The organism is Corynebacterium sp. ES2730-CONJ (assembly GCF_024834055.1).
GTDB lineage: Bacteria > Actinomycetota > Actinomycetes > Mycobacteriales > Mycobacteriaceae > Corynebacterium.
Genome location: NZ_JANUXZ010000003.1, coordinates 35,368 through 51,774 on the forward strand (window position 1 = coordinate 35,368; position 16,407 = coordinate 51,774).

A 16,407-nucleotide genomic window follows, 5' to 3' on the forward strand; every position below is an offset into this window, starting at 1 on the left:
GAGAACATCTTGTGTCCTTTTGGCGTTGTACATTAGAGGCACTATGAATGACAATCACTCGCCATTTTCCCCCTCCCGCCGCCATCGTGACATATCCAACCCCAGTCACCCGGTGCGAGATGAGCCAGATCTGCTTACCGGTTTAAATCCGCAACAAGAGGCCGCGGTGAAACATCAGGGATCCCCACTGCTGATCGTGGCCGGTGCTGGTTCTGGCAAGACCGCGGTGCTGACGAAGCGCATCGCCTATCTCATGCGGTATCGCGATGTCCATCCCGGCCAGATTCTTGCCATTACCTTTACCAACAAAGCCGCAGCCGAAATGCGAGAGCGTGTCACTGAGCTCGTTGGCACGGTGGCTCAACGTATGTGGGTGTCTACCTTTCACTCGACGTGTGTGCGCATTCTGCGCGAGCAGTCACATTTGGTGGCGGGGCTAAACGCAAATTTCACCATCTATGATGCAGACGATTCGAAACGGCTGATCGGCATGATAGCCAAAGATCTGCAGCTGGATTTAAAGCGTTTTAGCCCCCGTATGCTCGCCGCCCATATATCGCAGTGGAAAAATGAACTAATCACACCTGAACGGGCACTCGCGGACGCAGAGGCAATTAAAAATCCCTTTAATACCACTGTAGCCGAGGTTTTTGCGGAATATCACAGGCGGTTGCGCAGTTCCAATGCACTCGACTTCGATGATCTCATCGGTGAAGTGGTGCGTATCTTCACCGAGTATCCCGACGTGGCTGCGTTTTACAGGCGCCGATTTCGGCACGTGCTGATCGACGAGTACCAAGATACTAACCACGCGCAGTACCGCATGATCGCGTTGCTGGTGGGCACTGGTGACGATGCCTCAGAATTGTGCGTGGTAGGTGATAGTGACCAGTCGATTTATGCTTTCCGTGGGGCAACAATTCGCAATATCGAGGAATTTGAGCGAGATTATCCCCAAGCAAGCACGATCCTCCTAGAGCAGAACTACCGCTCCACCCAGACCATTCTTTCAGCCGCTAATGCACTAATCGCCCAGAATGACAATCGGCGCGAGAAGAAATTATGGACCGATCTTGGAGACGGTGACCAGATCACGGGCTATGTAGCTGATAATGAGCACGATGAAGCGCGCTTTGTGGCTGCTGAAATTGATAAGCTCACCGATCGCGGACGCAATTACTCCGATATGGCTGTGATGTATCGTACTAATAACTCCTCGCGCGCCCTGGAAGATATCTTTATTCGAACGGGCATTCCCTATAAGGTGGTTGGCGGTACGCGGTTCTATGAACGTAAGGAAATCCGCGATATTATCGCCTACCTCAAGGTTATCGATAATCCGGACGATGAAGTATCCCTGCGCCGCGTGATCAACACTCCACGGCGCGGGATCGGGGATCGGGCTATTGCGATGCTTACTATGCATGCAGAAAGCACTGGAGTCTCTTTCTCCCACGCGCTCAAAGACGCCGTCGAGGGAAGAATCGCCCTGATGACCTCGCGGGTGCACAAAGCTCTTGCAGGCTTCGTGGAGTTGATCGAGCATCTGCGCACATTCGCACAAGGAGCGGTTGACGATGTCACCCAGCTTCCCAATATTGGCGATATTATCGCCGAGATTCTCGAAACCACAGGGTATCAGGCGGAACTGGAAGCTTCGAGTGATCCTCAGGATGGGGCGCGCTTGGATAACCTCAATGAACTGGTATCCGTGGCCCGCGAATTTTCCTCGGAGGCTGCCAATCTTTTGGCCTATGAACGGATGGGAACCGATGAGGAACTAGAAGAAGAGATAGGAAGCGTAAAGGCCTTCTTGGAGAAGGTATCTTTGGTGGCTGATGCCGATCAGATCCCGGAGCACGAACAAGGTGTGGTCACATTGATGACCTTACATACCGCCAAAGGCCTAGAGTTCCCGGTGGTTTTCCTCATCGGGTGGGAAGATGGGCAATTTCCGCATATGCGCGCTCTCGGGGATCCACGGGAACTCTCAGAGGAGCGTCGATTAGCTTATGTCGGTATTACACGAGCGCGGGAGCAGCTCTATATTTCGCGCGCTATGATTCGATCTTCCTGGGGTAATGCGGTGAGTAACCCGCCGTCTCGATTCATTGGCGAAATTCCGGAAGATCTTATTCACTTCCAGCGGGTGGAACCTGAGAGATCTGAATGGTCAGGTGGGTCGAGTGCCCCGTATATTCCTCCGCAGCGCTCAACGCGGCAGCGGCCCTTGGGTGGGCCGAAGACGCAAGCACGTGACCTTCATCTCGAGGTCGGTGATCGTGTGAATCACGCTAAATATGGGCTCGGAACTGTGATGGAGGTAGGCGGAAGTGCCGCACATACCACCGTGATGATCGATTTTGGTTCTTCCGGAAAAGTTCGTCTGATGCTCATTGGCGGACTTCCGTTGGAGAAGCTATAGGGATATGGGGGCCATATCTCATGGCCCCTATTTCTAATCCTGTCGGTACTTCACCAGATCGCGCGGACGGCCGAGGAAGGCCCCCAGCAGCCCCGCCACGGCGGGAAGCACTAGAAGGAAGAGAATGACGATCGGCCACGAACCTTGGTATAGCCCCCGGCCACCCAAAGAGATGAGTTCGCCGTTGATATCATATTCGCTACTGTCGAGTAAAATATAACCGAGCCCATGTCCTAAGATCAGGGCTGGAATAGTAGCCAATAATGTGGTGATAATTCCATAAAAGGCGCTGATTGCGCTGAGCAGCTTCGGCGCGGCGCCGAGAGTGAATAGTTGTTCGTTCTGCTGCCTCATTGTTGGCGCTGCCAGAATGATCATCAGAGCTACAATCACAATGAATAATGCCGCTAGGTAGAGGTACTCTGCCTGGAATTGCGATTCTGGGAAGTAGGAGGTGTAGTAATAATCGTCGACCATTTCGGAGATCTTGTTGAGTATCTTCGATGAGGGAATCTCGGGGAAGTTGACCGCGTAGGTTGAGGTGTCGAACTTGATGGTCTGATTCTGCTGGATGAGCGCTTGGGCAGCCTGTGGGCTCAGGATCCACCCATTATAGAATTCGGGCAGAACAGCCGCGAAGGGGAGTTGGGCTCGTCCAATGGTATGGACTCCCTCGTCTTGGGGAAGTTCACTCAGAATAAAGTCTGCCGTGGCGCCCTCGTGGACGATGGCGCTACTTCCCAAGACTCCACCTGCTGCAAGAACGTCAGCGGCGCGGGCACGTTGCTCTGGACTTAAGGTAAAGAGGTCCAGGATTCCGTTATCGGCCTCTCCTAATACTATTGTTGAGATGCCTGATTGCAGATTCACAGTGGGATTTAATATCTTATGTCGACAGTGCCGAGCCGCCTCAGGAGAATCAGTAGGCGATTGACCTTGATAGGAGAAATGAGACCAATCGTGAGCGCGGCAGCCATCTGCAATCTCCAGGGAGAAATCTGACCAGTCCGAGGTCGTCAGGGTTGGCAGTGGGGTAATAGTGGCGCCGGCGACAACTTTTTCGATATTTTCATCGCGGGCGGATAAGGCGCTGGCGATATCCGGAGATGTTTTCTCGGTAGCACTCCCAATGGTGACAAGTGTTTCCGAGAATGTTTTAGCCTCGACGACGCGCCACGGACTAGAGTAGCCGAGGCCGGCGACTGTGAGGAAGGTTGTTATTGTTGCAATGGCCAAAAGCGCCATCACGATGGAGCTCGAGCGCAGGGCTTGCCTTCTCACGAGCCGAGCTGCCAGACGTGCGGATAGTGGTTTTCTGATCAGCCCCGCAAGGTAGATCAACCCCGGAACGCAGCCGATGAGACCGAGTATTCCTCCCACTGTGAGCAAGAACTGGATGGCTGCAAGGGCCATGACAGTGTCCCCACTGGAATAGGCTACGGCCTCGGAAGAGTGCGGTAAGGAATGCAGGGCGATAGCACCAATAATGCTCAGCAGGAGCAGCACAGGACCGATGGTCATCCACTTGTGCCAGCGCAGAATCTGGTCGGAGCGATTCAGGGTAACCCCAGCGATAGGGGACCCGCGACTAGCCAGGAGGGCGGGCACATATGCGGCTCCTATACCCCCAGCTACAGCGGTAACGAACACTAATAGCTGAAGCAGCGGGGCAAAATCTAAGCTGAAATCAGGAAAGAGGTACGTCCACCGAAAAAAGAAGGTACCCAATCCGATGACCAGCCCCAGGGTGGCGCCGATAAGAGCGGTGACGAGGCCGTAGCTTAAAACCGCGAGGCGAATATGGCGTCGGGAAGCGCCCTGGGTGCGCATCTGGGCGTAGACCTCGGCCTGTTTCGTGGCCGCAATAGCAAAAACAGGAGTGATCACACTCATCATGATCAGCAAGAGAATGAGGATAAAAGTGAATGATATGAACAACCACATCACAGACTCTGCTGCGTAGGAAGAATTAAAGTCCTTCAAGTCAAAACCTGGATAGAGTTCTTCGTCAGGGATATCCGAAGCCGATTCCATGACAGCTTCCGATTGCACCACCATGCCGCGGGCATTGGCCTGCTTCACGGTGGACCAGCTCGGGGTTTCGGCATCCCTGAGGACCCACTGGGTGTTGGCTGATTGGGCCACGTCGTCGACAGAGAGCAGGGAGCCGATGAGCACGAAGCTGTCCCAGCCTGGCGATATGGATTTTACTGTGAGGGTGGTTGTGGCTGCACGGGTGCTATCAATGAGCCGATTTTCCGTCACCCTCAGCGTATCTCCTGGCCGCAGCCCTAACCGTCCCGCTGATCCTTCGCCAATGATAATCTCTCCTGGGTTTAATGAAGGCGCCCGTTCGAGGGCCTGATTATCAGGGATATGCGTGATCTGGAGTGTAGTATTTCTGCCGTCGATAGTAGCGAGAGCCTCTGCTGTGGCAACGGGCTCGAGCTGAGCGCGTGCACCAAAGATCCGAGCTTCTGAGCGGGGATCTGTGCGGGCATCGGACTCGTTAGAGCATTCGTAGTTATACCCGGTGATATCTTGTTTACACTGGCCTCCGAGAGACTCTACGACAGTTGTGTCGGCGCGAAGATCCGAGAGGCTCATACGCGACTGGTCCATGGCGATATTAAAGCTCACCACCGCTACGGGGATAGTAACGAGCAATATACCAGCAATACTTCTCCATAGGTGCGCTCTTAAGTCTCGAAGCGTGGGCCTAAGACTGGCTATATACGCGCTCATTAGAACTCCTTCACTGAGATTTTGCCGTCACGGACATGGACAATGCGGTCAGTCCAGGCCGCTAAACGAGGTTCGTGGGTCACCAGAATTCCTGCGGCACCGCGATCAACTCGATCTCGGAGGACTTTCATTACCTCTTCGCTGCTGGAGGTGTCCAAAGCCCCTGTGGGCTCATCAGCAAGCACGATACTTCGAGGACCAATGAGGGCTCGAGCAATGGCGACGCGCTGCGCTTGCCCACCGGAGATCTCCCCTGGGTATCGGTCGAAGGTGTCCGAAAGTCCCACTTCCTCCAAAGCCGCGGCGATATCGTCGGTGAGGCTGGCAAAGGAAGCACCCTCAAGCTCTAGAGGGAGCGCAATATTCTCGGCTACTGTCAGCGTTGGTATGAGGTTATAGCGCTGGAAAACTACTCCGATGTGTTGGCGACGCAGTCGGGCAGCATAAGCATCATTCATATTGGAGGTATCAACACCATCAATAAGAACCCGCCCTGATGTAGGTTGTTGTAATAAACCCGCAACATTGAGCAAGGTGGATTTCCCTGATCCGGATGGTCCCATGACGGCGACAAGCTCGCCTTGACCCACTGTGAGATCGATATGATCGAGGGCCACGACGCGCCGGGCGCCGGAGCCGAATACGCAAGAGATGCCGTTGAGTTCGATGGGGTACATTACCGTTCTCCTTGGTGGGTGGGGCAGGGGTGGAGGGATTCGATGCGATCGAGCCAGCGAGCCTGAGCTTCGAGAGTGTAGATGCGGTGTTCGATCAGCAGACGTCGCGGGAGGCGTTGGTGGGGTAGCTCTCGAGCCTGCTTATTTAAGATGCGAAGCTGGCCTAAAATTTCGGAGCGCTGATTATCGAGTAGATCGATGAGGTCGATGGATGGGTCGGCAATAGCGAGGTAGATCTTTGTTTCTAATTCATCTCTTTCGCTTAACGGGGTAGATACTGGGCGCCTAAACCACTCGCGGACGAGTTCAGCGCCTTGTTCGGTGATGAGGTAACTTTCCGATTGGTGTCCGTTGGCGCCAGTGATGGGGCCAGCTGCAGTGATGAGCTGATCTCGTTCGAGCCTCTTGAGGGTCTGGGTTACTTGCCCCATATTGAGGGTTTGAGTGTGGTCGGTCAGTTCGAGGAATTGCGCTTGCAATTGACTGGGTGTGAGGCGTTGTCTGAGCAGTAGCGCAAGGAGTGCTTGCTTGATAGCCATGGTGCTGCCTTCTCCTAAGAATAGAGGTTACTGAGTAACTAACTTTGAGGTTACCGAGTAACTTAAGAGTAGGGCAAGTGACTGTGGGTTAAGACACAAAAATCCCCCAACCTCTTCAGAGGTGGGGGGTGATCTAGTGAGCCAACTTAAGCGACGAAAACGCCACGTTCAGCTAGCCACGGCACCGGGTCGATAGGACCTTGACCCGCAGGGTGAACCTCGAAATGAAGATGAGATCCAGTTGACCAACCACGAGAGCCCATGCCAGCAATACGCTGGCCAGCATCTACATGCTGACCAACAACGACCTCGACGGTCTCCATATGGCCATAAACGGTGATCGTTCCATCGTCATGCAGTACTCGAACCCAGTTGCCAAAACCTGATGCGGGACCAGCGTCAATAACAGTACCTGACATGGCAGCAACGATGGGAGTCCCCATAGCATTCGCGATATCGATACCGTTGTGCATGGTTCCCCATCGCGCACCAAAACCTGAGGTGAATAAACCCTCAGCAGGCTTTACAACAATATTTTTAGGGGTCCTAGCAAGATGATCAGCCTCTTCGACCTGAGCGGAGAAAGCGATAGCTTTGATCAGTTGGTCGGTGAGGTTAAAAGCCGGCTTGAATTCCGCAAACTCCAGAATTTGAGGAGCAGCAAGATCTGCGGCCGGGACATCATTAGCGGCGAGCTTAATAGCGGGCGAGCCGGACTGGGGTGCTGCGGCTAAGGCGGCGCCAGTGGCGCCCGCAGAGGAAGCGATGCCAGTAGCAGCTGCAACGAAAGCTACTCTCCCGCGGACTGGGTTGATCTGCTTGCGGTGCTTGCCCCCACTCCGAGTTCGTGGCTGATGCATGAAGCTAACTTCCCTTTGCTTGTTGGAAACCTGACGGACAATAAAATTTGCGTATTGTCCTCTATGAACACGCATTATCGCTGGTGTTACATCTTAATCACGATTGTAACCAGTTTGTTATGTACTGCGATATAACACTAGCTGTTAGCGAGGCGATAGGCAAGCCAATTGCGAAGAAAAAATACTTCTTATCAATCGTGATACCCCTCATCTTATTGCTGGTGGTTCACACAGTGCCTATCGATTGCTCGCCTACTCTTAGACATATTCTTCTAGTGCCTTAATAAGTATATGGACTGCAGCTGACGCATGCCCCACATTCTTTGAGGTTGTGCTTAGGAGATAGGTTGAGCGGGGTCCTTCTCTTATCCCCAAAATTCCCGCGGTGACGCGTGAGCAGTGGCTACCGGGTAAGGGTAGGAGAGTAAGCTTAATCTCTTCCGATTTCACAAACTTGCCACCACAGCCAGTATTCACTCCATATTGCCGCGTTTAAGAGATTCCCTAGTTCGAGGCAGATAGATATCCTCGGCACCACCCGTACGGGAGGTTTGGACTTGTGAGGGTGTGCGCATTCGAGGTGTAGATTGATTTAAATTTTTCAGGGGTGGCCGCGTCTTTCTGGCTGATCCCCACAGGTGATGGCAGACTGGAAAGAATGAGCAAAAAGACCGGCCCGAGTGTCGAACCGCAGCGTATTCGTCGCCCGCGAACAGCGGTGAGATCAACCGCTCCCGCTTCACGCACGAGCACGTCGAAGAAGAAAAGTGCCAGGATCTCTTCCACGGACAAGATTCCAGCTGATCTGAGTATAAAAGCTAAAATTCGTCATATCCTCTTTACCTTGACGGTTCCCATAGCAGTTATTCTGGGTGTGATAATTTCTGGCGCCCTGCTTATTTTACTTCTCACTGAAACCTCCATGGCGGCTCTACCTGCCACGATTGCGTTGGGTTGGTTAGCTTTTAATGCTGCGCCCCTCAGCGGTGAGGATGTGGTGATCTCCTACGTACCCCTCGCGCCTCCTCTCCTCTTCGCTTGTGTTCAGGCTCGAACGGTCTACCGTTTGATCAAGGACCGCGTCAGCCTTTATGATCTCGCGGTTATTGCCTGTGCGGTCCTTGGTATACCCACTGCCTTGACGCTGATCGCCGCCGGGATGCTCTTTGATGCTTCCGTCGTTTTCCCAGTTGCGGTGCCACCGTTGCTGCACGCAGTGGGGGCTACAGTCCTTCTGCATCTGCTTGCTCTGGTTGTGGGAATGGGCCCACGGTTGTGGCGCGCCCTGATAAAGCGAGCAGGTCTGTCGCCGAACCTGATTGACGGAGCAGTAGCCGCAGTCCGTTTTATTGCTTATTGCCTTGCGGCAAGCTTAATGGTCCTTCTTATATCCTTAGGCTTCCACTATCACGTGCTATCCGAGCTTGTGCAGGTATATTCACCGTGGGGCATCGTAGGAGCGAGTATTCTCAGCCTCCTGTATGTGCCGAATTTTATGATCGCTACTTTAGCTTTGCTCTCTGGTTCAGAAGCGATTATCGGCCAGGCAACTATCAGCCTCTTTGGGATTAATCTGGTGGCCCTACCACCGCTACCGCTTATGGCCGCGATTCCTCAGTCTGCTCATAGTGTCGCACCTAGTCTATTAGCTATACCTGCTGGTGTAGCAATTTATGTCGCTGTAAAGGCGCGGTTGAACGCTCTAGAATCTGCCGTAGCTGTGAGCGTGGCTACTGTACTCAATGCGGCCCTTATTTACTTCGGACGGGGCGAATTGGGTGTTTATGGGCTGACAGGTCCACACGTCATCGCGATAGTTCTCGTTCCCACGATATTCACCACTGCACTATTTTGTACGTGGGCCACCGCCACTGTCCAAGCCTCGCGGCGCACCGACAATGAATCCTCGATATCTAATGAACCAGATCCTAGCGACACGGGGAATCACCCTGAGGCAGCCACTGGTGAGACGGAAGAAGATACCAGTCAACCTGAGCTAGCAGGATCGCCAGAAGTCGCGGGAGCTTTAGATTCCCAAGAGACCGGAGAGATCGCAAACGTATCAGAGCCGGTAGAGCCCGACAAAACTGATAGCGAACCAGAATTAGAGGAGAAGGATGAGGAGGGCGTAATTGAGGTCGGGCCATTAGATTCTGAAGAGGTCGCTGAAGAATCCGAGCCGGTAAAACCAGAGGCAAATCTAGAGGAACCAATCGCCTTCGGGCCCGAACGCTCCGAAGCTGACCTTGAAGACATAGCTTTTGAATCAGCTCAAGAAGAAAAAGAGACAGAAAACTAGGAAAACCTTATATCAGCACGGCTAGGATATCCCTGTGATCAGCTTCGAATCTTCTCAGCCGCTCAAAATTGTGGTGCTCGCCTCAGGGGCGGGCACCCTTTTGCAATCCATCCTTGATAACCAGGGTTTATACCACGTAGTAGGGGTGGTGTGCGATATCACGTGTCCCGCGTTGTCGCGCAGTGAAAAGGCTGGTATTCCCAGCAGCATCGTGCCGCTGGGAATGAATCGAGATCAGTGGAATGCGGATTTAGCGGTCACTATCGCCCAGTATGAGCCAGACCTCATCGTATCCGCTGGATTCATGAAGATACTTGGTGCCCCATTTCTTGATCACTATGCAGGGCGTACCATCAACACCCACCCCGCTCTACTGCCCGCTTTTCCTGGGGCTCATGCGGTGCGGGATGCCTTAGATTACGGTGTGAAAATCACAGGATCTACCGTGCACTTTATTGATGAAGGGGTGGACACCGGTGAGATCATCGCTCAAGAGCCCGTGGCGGTCTTGAGCGGGGACTCTGAGGCGGAACTACATGAACGAATCAAAGACGTAGAGCGCAGGCTCATCGTCGACGTTCTCAATTCTTTTGCCCGAAAATTTCGGGAGGACCAGCACACAGAGAGGTTTTCTTCCATCCATGAGTGAAGATCGCAAAAAGATTAGCCGTGCGCTCATTAGCGTCTACGATAAAACAGGGCTCGCTGAACTCGCCCAAGCCCTTGACAGCGCTGGAGTGGAAATTGTTTCCACTGGTTCAACCGCGAAATATATAGCTGGACTCGGCATCGGAGTAACCGCAGTGGATCACCTGACGGGTTTTCCAGAATGCCTGGAAGGGCGGGTCAAAACTCTACATCCCAACGTGCACGCCGGCATTTTAGCCGATACCCGAAAAGCCCATCATCTCAACCAGTTGGCAGAGCTCAACATCGCCCCTTTCCAGTTGGTTGTTGTTAACTTGTACCCCTTTAAGGAGACCGTCGCCTCGGGTGCCGATGAGGATTCGTGTGTCGAGCACATCGATATTGGGGGCCCCACAATGGTGAGGGCAGCCGCTAAAAATCACTCCTCGGTCGCCGTGGTGGTATCCCCGGCTCGCTATAGCGATATTGAGCATGCCCTTCAAATAGGAGGCTTTAGCATTAAGCAGCGCCAGAGCTTAGCCGCCGAAGCTTTCCGGCACACTGCCTCATATGATCTCGCTGTAGCGACGTGGATGGCCGAAAACGAGACTGATTCTCAATTCCCAGAATTTTTAGGGCTCGAGTACCAGCTCAGCACCACTCTGCGTTACGGAGAGAACCCACATCAAGAAGCCGCCCTCTATAGCTCGGGCACGGGACTCGCTAGTGCACAGCAGCTGAGCGGTAAAGAAATGAGTTATAACAACTTTACCGACGCTGACGCCGCCTGGCGGGCCGCGTGGGATCACGAGCGCAGCTGCGTGGCCATCATTAAACATGCCAATCCTTGCGGCATCGCGGTCTCGGATGAATCGATAGCGCACGCTCACCAACTAGCCCATGACTGTGATCCACTGTCCGCATTTGGTGGAGTTATTGCAGCCAATCGCGAAGTCACAGCTGACATGGCGCGCCGTATCGCTGAGATCTTTACTGAAGTGATCATCGCACCCAGCTATGAGGCTGAAGCGATCGAGATCCTCGAAGCTAAGAAAAACCTTCGCATCCTGCGCGCCGAACCACCTCTCGTTGGGGGAGTAGAGCGCCGTGAGATAGCAGGCGGCCTCCTAGTCCAATCGCGAGATATAATTGATGCCCATGGGGATAACCCCAAGAATTGGACCCTCGTTGCTGGTACTCCCAGCGACCCAGCGGAATTAGAAGACCTTAACTTCGCCTGGCGGGCAGTACGCTCGGTGAAGTCCAACGCCATCCTTCTTGCAGCGAACGGCGCCACAGTGGGGGTAGGCATGGGGCAGGTTAATCGGGTAGATGCCGCAAAATTAGCAGTCGAACGCGCTAATAGTCTCGCTGGAGATATCGAACGGGCTCGCGGTGCTGTGGCGGCATCAGACGCCTTCTTCCCCTTCCCTGATGGCTTCGAAATTTTGGCGGACGCCGGTATTAAAGCGGTCGTGCAACCCGGTGGTTCGATTCGTGACACCGATGTTATCGAGGCCGCTAAACGCGCGGGAGTGACGATGTATCTTACGGGAACCCGACACTTCGCTCATTAGGAATTGGTGATCGTGGTGGTGGTTTTGCTCGCACTAGAAGAAAGCCGCCACCCGATCGACTATTTTTAAAGCTATGACTATTACCCTTCCTGGCCCTGCCATTCTATTTGCACCCGCAGGCCGAGTTGATATCATCCCCAAGGCAGCCCGTATAGCCGATATGGTCATTCTCGACCTCGAGGACGGTGCCGGTGATATCGACCGTGACTTGGCTTATGAAAATATCCGAGCATGCGGTCTGGATCCGGCTTCTACCATTGTGCGCACGATTGGTCCCGACAGTCAGTTCTTTGAACAAGATGTGGCTTTCGTAAAAACGACTCCTTATTCCACGGTGATCGTGCCTAAAATAGGTTCCAATATTCCAGCAGTCCTAGAGGGCCTCGATGTGATTGCGATGATCGAGACTCCTCAAGCAGTGGTCAACCTGCCAGCGATCGCCGCGCATCCGAGCATTGTGGGCCTTTTGTGGGGAGCCGAAGACCTAACCGTGCAACTGGGAGGTACTCACTCGCGCCGTGGACCCGACGAGGTGTACCCGCACACCTATCGCGACACGATGCGGTTGACTCGAGCCATGATGCATATGCAAGCCGCGGCTCACGGCAAGATCAGTATCGATGCAGTTTACGGGGACTTCACCGATGATGAAGGTCTGCGGGCGGAGGCAACCGATGCAGCTCGCTCTGGCTTCGCCGCCAGTGCGTGTATACACCCGCGCCAAGTCGAGGTGATTCGCAAGGCTTACGCCCCCGAGCCCAGCCACTATCAGTGGGCAGAAAAAGTTGTAGCTAAAGCAGCGAACTACCCGGGAGCTTTCCAATTAGATGGTGAAATGATCGATGCTCCACTTATCCAGCAAGCACATCGGATTATTGCGCGGCATAAGTACGCAAAAGATCAAGAGTAACGTCGACCCGGTCTTCTGGCAGAGGGGAATTTAAAACGGCGAGAGCTGCGTCGGCGAGCATGCACGCCGTTTCCGGCAGGCAGGTGGAACTGAGCTGATATGGGGTCGAGCCGTCATTATCGCGCATTTCGCTCACCGAGGTGGCTAAAAGAAAAGGTACGTGAGCGCGAGGATCGTCTGGGCCCACAATTTCAGCCGCGGTTGCGCGGAAGAATTCCCGCAACCGGCGACGCTGATCATGATAGGTGGCAAATTCTTCGGAGCTCACTACTGGCAGTTGGTATAGTTTACCGACATTCCACCGAGTAGATAGTAGCAGGCGACATTCTGAGGCTGTCAGCGCCCACAGCCGCATTGGGGCGGGTAAGGTAGCGTTTTCGAAATGCGCAGCGAGCGCCATCGACGGTTCTACCGTGGAGTTAAGTAAGGTTAGAAATATCTCAGTCTTAGAAGGAAAGTGGTAGTACAGACTCGCTTGCCTAATACCCACCGCATCAGCTATCTGGTGGGTGGACGTAGTGGCAAAGCCTTGGGTGGTGAATAACTCCGCGGCTGCATCCAAGATCTCTTCGCGGGCGGTAGCGCCACGCCGACGAGGACTGTTTTTGCGGGGACGCCCCACTGCTCCAGCCATCCTTATACCTCTTTCTGTGCAGGAAGCGCGGACTCTAGGGAAGAAAATACATCCGAAACCATACGTGTCGACGCTCCATAAGTACTGCGCTGAATGGCAGGCAAAGAAGCGGCGGTGGTTTCGTGGCCATGTACTCGATCAGTGAAGCGTCTAAATTGCAAGCCTAGTCCAGATTCCCACGCGGTGCGCAGATAGTCTGCCTGCGCAGCCTCGAGCGTTCCCGCCAGCACTGCCGAGTTTAATCGCGCGGGAGTAGAGAACTCTTGTGATTTCGCGGCCACTCCAGCCCATCTAGCGAGCGCAATAATAGGATAGAGCAGCGATTGGCGAATATCGATATGAGCCTTAAGATCTGGCAATCCCGAGTTCATCCTAACGGCTGGCGGTCGGTAAGTAAATGCCTCTTTAAGCAGCTCAACGGCTGCATTTTCTTGGTTAACGACGTGTGCTAATAGCCACGTGCCAGCGTCGGCAAAGACGGCGAACCCACGACCATCAGTGCCTTTCAGTTCCATGAGCCACTTTTCCTTGCTCCGCGCTTCGAATCCAAAGTGGGTGCGTTCAGTCAGGAGTCCTACTTGCCCAATAAGCTCGATCAGTGGCTGGGTATCAACCGCGGTACCGCCGACGGTTAGCCACTTAATGGGTGAACTAGGCAGTGCGTCGCCACGGCCGACCGCTCCGGTGAGTACTAGATCCGCACCCCCAGTCAGGTCCTTGATACCTTCCGAGTGGAGTACATCGGTAATAAGTCGTGAAAACCAAATGACCAGCTCTTGGGGCCTAGCCTCATGCTCAATTGCGTTGCGGATGAGATCCTGAGACTCAAGGAGAATACCGCGAGCGGTGGCAGCATTCTGGCACTGCGGCGCCTGGGAGGCGAGTTCAAGAAGAGAATCATGCAACACAGTTTTCCAGCTTTCCCCGTTGTAAAAAAATAACCACATTAGTTTAGCGCACAAATCCAGTAATGACTCGCTGTGCACAACAAAGCGCTCCACCAGATATAAGGTGGAGCGCTTAGGGCTGTCGTTGCAACTCTCTACGAAGAGAGAGGCGTTAATCGTCCCAGACTTAGCGGCTGGTGAACGGCAGGAGAGCCATCTCGCGAGCGTTCTTCACAGCGGTTGCGACCTGACGCTGTTGCTGTGGGGTAAGACCAGTCACGCGACGTGAACGGATCTTGTGGCGATCTGAGATGAATAGACGAAGGGTGTTAATGTCCTTGTAGTCTACCTTCTCAATGCCCTGAGCCTTGAGAGGGTTTTTCTTCGGGCGGCGGGATTGTTCCATCCGCGCCTTCTTCATATTAGTGCGCTTCATTAGATACTCCCTGAATTACCAGCTGGACTTACGAACGCCTGGCAGCTCACCGCGGTGAGCCATCTGGCGCATACGGACACGGGACAGGCCAAACTTGCGGAGGTAACCGCGAGGACGGCCATCGTGCGAGTCGCGATTGCGGACACGAACTGGGGAGGCATCGCGAGGTTGACGGTTCAGTTCGAACTGTGCATCCAGACGATCCTCGTCAGAGGTATTGGGATTCTTAATGATTGCCTTGAGCTCGTTACGACGCTCCGCATAGCGGGCGACGATTTCCTTGCGCTGCTCGTTCTTGGCGATCTTGGACTTCTTAGCCATAGATTATCGCTCCTCGCGGAATTCGACGTGCTTGCGGACAACCGGATCGTATTTTTTCAAGGTAATGCGATCAGGATTGTTGCGCTTATTCTTACGAGTGACATAGGTATAACCAGTGCCAGCCGTAGACTTCAGCTTGATAATTGGACGGATGTCATTACGTGCCATGTGTTAGACCTTCTCTCCCCGGGCGCGGATCTGTGCAACCACGGACTCAATGCCGTCGCGATCGATGATCTTCAGACCCTTGGTGGAAACATTCAAAACAATGGTACGGCCCTCAGAGGGCAGGTAGAACCTACGACGCTGCACGTTGGGGTTCCAACGGCGGGAAGTGCGTCGGTGCGAGTGAGAGACAGACTTGCCGAAACTCGGCGTGCGTCCCGTAACCTGGCAAATAGCCGACATGGGTAAAACTTTCTCCTAGCCGCCCTTCGTTCACACCTGCGCTAACAAGGTACTAAGGGCGTTAACGAACAATTTCGACAACAGCAAGGGACAACCATACCGAAAAACTCAATAAATTCCTAATCCCAATCCTCGATGACCCCGAAAAGTAGTCTGATGGACGTAAAGGAGTAGCACATTAGTGGTTGCAGTCATGCGGACCACCTCGTACTACCCGATGCCGCATGAGAAGTTTCACTGTAAAAGTGGCTAAGAAGATTTCCTTTTCCACCCTTGCTGCTGGTAGTATTTCCGAGGTTGCTATCACGCCACCGCATAGGTGGTGGGCTTATATGTGGTAGAAGCATGACAACTAACCGTAAACGAAACCCAACTCAGGCACGATCACTCCATATAGTATGTAGGGGCGAGACGACCTGAAGTTTCAATCCTGAGGGAATCGGAGAATTATGAAGAAGGACATCCACCCGGACTACCATCCGGTCGTGTTCCAGGATGCTGGTACTGGCTTCCAGTTCCTGACTCGTTCCACCGCTCATAGCGACCGCAAGGTCACGTGGGAGGACGGTAACGAATATCCGTTGATCGTCGTAGACGTCACAAGCGAATCGCACCCATTCTGGACCGGTGCTCAGCGCGTGATGGATACCGCTGGTCGTGTTGAGAAGTTCCAGCGTCGTTTCGGTGGCATGGCCCGCCGCACTAAGAAGTCCTAAGGAGGGAAGAAAAAATGGCAGTTCCAAAGCGTCGTATGTCGCGTGCTAATACCCACGCCCGCCGTTCCCAGTGGAAGGCTGATAACGTGGCCCTCCAGGAAGTCACGATCGATGGTCGCACTGTGCGTATCCCTCGTCGTCTGGTTAGGGCAGCTAAACTAGGCTTGGTCGACGTCGAGCAGTTCTAGATTTATTAATATAGAACCTAGCCCCATGGTGCGGATAAAATCTGCGCACCATGGGGCTAGGTTTTTCTTAATCTAGCAAAAGTGCTGTAGAAGTGATCCGAGTAACTTAAGATGGGCATAATGAACTCCTGATCGTCAGGAGGTAGAACAGTAGGGCT

Annotated in this window: 17 protein-coding genes; 7 read left to right on the plus strand and 10 right to left on the minus strand. The window is 53.6% G+C overall.

Annotation, left to right across the window (positions count from 1 at the left end; genetic code table 11):
- Positions 1-43: 43 nt before the first annotated feature.
- Complete coding sequence (gene pcrA / locus NXS13_RS04195; RefSeq protein ID WP_259289422.1) at positions 44-2,425, plus strand: DNA helicase PcrA; 2,382 nt, start codon at positions 44-46, stop codon at positions 2,423-2,425.
- A 33-nt stretch (positions 2,426-2,458) separates the two neighbouring features.
- On the opposite strand, the gene NXS13_RS04200 is transcribed toward pcrA, so the two are convergent.
- The 4 genes from NXS13_RS04200 to NXS13_RS04215 form a co-directional block, all read right to left on the minus strand.
- Positions 2,459-5,170: an ABC transporter permease gene (locus tag NXS13_RS04200; protein WP_259289423.1), complete on the minus strand. Its 2,712-nt coding sequence runs from the start codon at positions 5,168-5,170 to the stop codon at positions 2,459-2,461.
- A complete protein-coding gene (locus NXS13_RS04205) occupies positions 5,170-5,847 on the minus strand; it encodes an ABC transporter ATP-binding protein (RefSeq protein ID WP_259078366.1) in 678 nt (225 codons plus the stop codon). The genes NXS13_RS04200 and NXS13_RS04205 overlap by 1 nt, the downstream gene beginning before the upstream one ends.
- Positions 5,847-6,386: a PadR family transcriptional regulator gene (locus NXS13_RS04210; RefSeq protein ID WP_259078365.1), complete on the minus strand. Its 540-nt coding sequence runs from the start codon at positions 6,384-6,386 to the stop codon at positions 5,847-5,849. The genes NXS13_RS04205 and NXS13_RS04210 overlap by 1 nt, the downstream gene beginning before the upstream one ends.
- 146 nt (positions 6,387-6,532) lie before the next feature.
- Positions 6,533-7,246: a M23 family metallopeptidase gene (locus NXS13_RS04215; protein WP_259078364.1), complete on the minus strand. Its 714-nt coding sequence runs from the start codon at positions 7,244-7,246 to the stop codon at positions 6,533-6,535.
- Between the two features lie 658 nt (positions 7,247-7,904).
- Between NXS13_RS04215 and NXS13_RS04220 the strand changes: the two genes are divergently transcribed.
- The 4 genes from NXS13_RS04220 to NXS13_RS04235 all read left to right on the plus strand — a co-directional run bounded on the left by NXS13_RS04220 (position 7,905) and on the right by NXS13_RS04235 (position 12,659).
- Positions 7,905-9,545, plus strand: coding sequence for a DUF6350 family protein (locus NXS13_RS04220; protein WP_259289424.1), 1,641 nt, complete (start codon positions 7,905-7,907; stop codon positions 9,543-9,545).
- Between the two features lie 28 nt (positions 9,546-9,573).
- Positions 9,574-10,194: a phosphoribosylglycinamide formyltransferase gene (purN, locus tag NXS13_RS04225; protein WP_396124749.1), complete on the plus strand. Its 621-nt coding sequence runs from the start codon at positions 9,574-9,576 to the stop codon at positions 10,192-10,194.
- Positions 10,187-11,749: a bifunctional phosphoribosylaminoimidazolecarboxamide formyltransferase/IMP cyclohydrolase gene (gene purH / locus NXS13_RS04230; RefSeq protein ID WP_259289425.1), complete on the plus strand. Its 1,563-nt coding sequence runs from the start codon at positions 10,187-10,189 to the stop codon at positions 11,747-11,749. Before purN ends, purH begins: the two co-directional genes overlap by 8 nt.
- A 73-nt stretch (positions 11,750-11,822) precedes the next feature.
- The gene (locus tag NXS13_RS04235) at positions 11,823-12,659 is read left to right on the plus strand and encodes a CoA ester lyase (protein WP_259078358.1); all 837 of its coding nucleotides are present in this window, start codon (positions 11,823-11,825) and stop codon (positions 12,657-12,659) included.
- Here NXS13_RS04235 and NXS13_RS04240 read toward each other — a convergent pair.
- The 6 genes from NXS13_RS04240 to rpmB all read right to left on the minus strand — a co-directional run bounded on the left by NXS13_RS04240 (position 12,622) and on the right by rpmB (position 15,345).
- On the minus strand, positions 12,622-13,293 hold the full coding sequence (locus tag NXS13_RS04240; RefSeq protein ID WP_259078357.1) for a TetR/AcrR family transcriptional regulator: 672 nt from the start codon (positions 13,291-13,293) through the stop codon (positions 12,622-12,624). The two genes, NXS13_RS04235 and NXS13_RS04240, sit on opposite strands and share 38 nt — an antisense overlap.
- 2 nt (positions 13,294-13,295) lie before the next feature.
- Complete coding sequence (locus NXS13_RS04245; RefSeq protein WP_259158363.1) at positions 13,296-14,198, minus strand: putative nucleotidyltransferase substrate binding domain-containing protein; 903 nt, start codon at positions 14,196-14,198, stop codon at positions 13,296-13,298.
- A 169-nt stretch (positions 14,199-14,367) separates the two neighbouring features.
- Positions 14,368-14,616, minus strand: a complete 249-nt coding sequence (gene rpsR / locus NXS13_RS04250) for a 30S ribosomal protein S18 (RefSeq protein WP_259078355.1) — start codon at positions 14,614-14,616, stop codon at positions 14,368-14,370.
- Positions 14,617-14,631: 15 nt separating this feature from the next.
- Positions 14,632-14,937 carry a 30S ribosomal protein S14 gene (gene rpsN, locus NXS13_RS04255; protein ID WP_259078353.1) on the minus strand — a complete coding sequence of 102 codons (306 nt, stop codon included), beginning with the start codon at positions 14,935-14,937 and terminating at the stop codon, positions 14,632-14,634.
- A 3-nt stretch (positions 14,938-14,940) separates the two neighbouring features.
- The gene (gene rpmG, locus NXS13_RS04260; RefSeq protein WP_006063179.1) at positions 14,941-15,105 is read right to left on the minus strand and encodes a 50S ribosomal protein L33; all 165 of its coding nucleotides are present in this window, start codon (positions 15,103-15,105) and stop codon (positions 14,941-14,943) included.
- A gap of 3 nt (positions 15,106-15,108) precedes the next feature.
- The gene (gene rpmB, locus NXS13_RS04265; RefSeq protein ID WP_259078350.1) at positions 15,109-15,345 is read right to left on the minus strand and encodes a 50S ribosomal protein L28; all 237 of its coding nucleotides are present in this window, start codon (positions 15,343-15,345) and stop codon (positions 15,109-15,111) included.
- Between the two features lie 449 nt (positions 15,346-15,794).
- Between rpmB and NXS13_RS04270 the strand changes: the two genes are divergently transcribed.
- A complete protein-coding gene (locus tag NXS13_RS04270) occupies positions 15,795-16,061 on the plus strand; it encodes a type B 50S ribosomal protein L31 (RefSeq protein WP_259078349.1) in 267 nt (88 codons plus the stop codon).
- Between the two features lie 14 nt (positions 16,062-16,075).
- Positions 16,076-16,249, plus strand: coding sequence for a 50S ribosomal protein L32 (gene rpmF / locus NXS13_RS04275; protein WP_259078348.1), 174 nt, complete (start codon positions 16,076-16,078; stop codon positions 16,247-16,249).
- The last annotated feature ends 158 nt before the right edge of the window (positions 16,250-16,407 follow it).

Bases quoted from the DNA above. Each gene is read 5' to 3' on its own strand.
- pcrA (WP_259289422.1), top strand. From the start codon at position 44: ATGAATGACAATCACTCGCCATTTTCCCCCTCCCGCCGCCATCGTGAC.
- NXS13_RS04200 (WP_259289423.1), bottom strand. From the start codon at position 5,170: ATGAGCGCGTATATAGCCAGTCTTAGGCCCACGCTTCGAGACTTAAGA.
- NXS13_RS04205 (WP_259078366.1), bottom strand. From the start codon at position 5,847: ATGTACCCCATCGAACTCAACGGCATCTCTTGCGTATTCGGCTCCGGC.
- NXS13_RS04210 (WP_259078365.1), bottom strand. From the start codon at position 6,386: ATGGCTATCAAGCAAGCACTCCTTGCGCTACTGCTCAGACAACGCCTC.
- NXS13_RS04215 (WP_259078364.1), bottom strand. From the start codon at position 7,246: ATGCATCAGCCACGAACTCGGAGTGGGGGCAAGCACCGCAAGCAGATC.
- NXS13_RS04220 (WP_259289424.1), top strand. From the start codon at position 7,905: ATGAGCAAAAAGACCGGCCCGAGTGTCGAACCGCAGCGTATTCGTCGC.
- purH (WP_259289425.1), top strand. From the start codon at position 10,187: ATGAGTGAAGATCGCAAAAAGATTAGCCGTGCGCTCATTAGCGTCTAC.
- NXS13_RS04235 (WP_259078358.1), top strand. From the start codon at position 11,823: ATGACTATTACCCTTCCTGGCCCTGCCATTCTATTTGCACCCGCAGGC.
- NXS13_RS04240 (WP_259078357.1), bottom strand. From the start codon at position 13,293: ATGGCTGGAGCAGTGGGGCGTCCCCGCAAAAACAGTCCTCGTCGGCGT.
- rpsR (WP_259078355.1), bottom strand. From the start codon at position 14,616: ATGAAGCGCACTAATATGAAGAAGGCGCGGATGGAACAATCCCGCCGC.
- rpsN (WP_259078353.1), bottom strand. From the start codon at position 14,937: ATGGCTAAGAAGTCCAAGATCGCCAAGAACGAGCAGCGCAAGGAAATC.
- rpmG (WP_006063179.1), bottom strand. From the start codon at position 15,105: ATGGCACGTAATGACATCCGTCCAATTATCAAGCTGAAGTCTACGGCT.
- rpmB (WP_259078350.1), bottom strand. From the start codon at position 15,345: ATGTCGGCTATTTGCCAGGTTACGGGACGCACGCCGAGTTTCGGCAAG.
- NXS13_RS04270 (WP_259078349.1), top strand. From the start codon at position 15,795: ATGAAGAAGGACATCCACCCGGACTACCATCCGGTCGTGTTCCAGGAT.
- rpmF (WP_259078348.1), top strand. From the start codon at position 16,076: ATGGCAGTTCCAAAGCGTCGTATGTCGCGTGCTAATACCCACGCCCGC.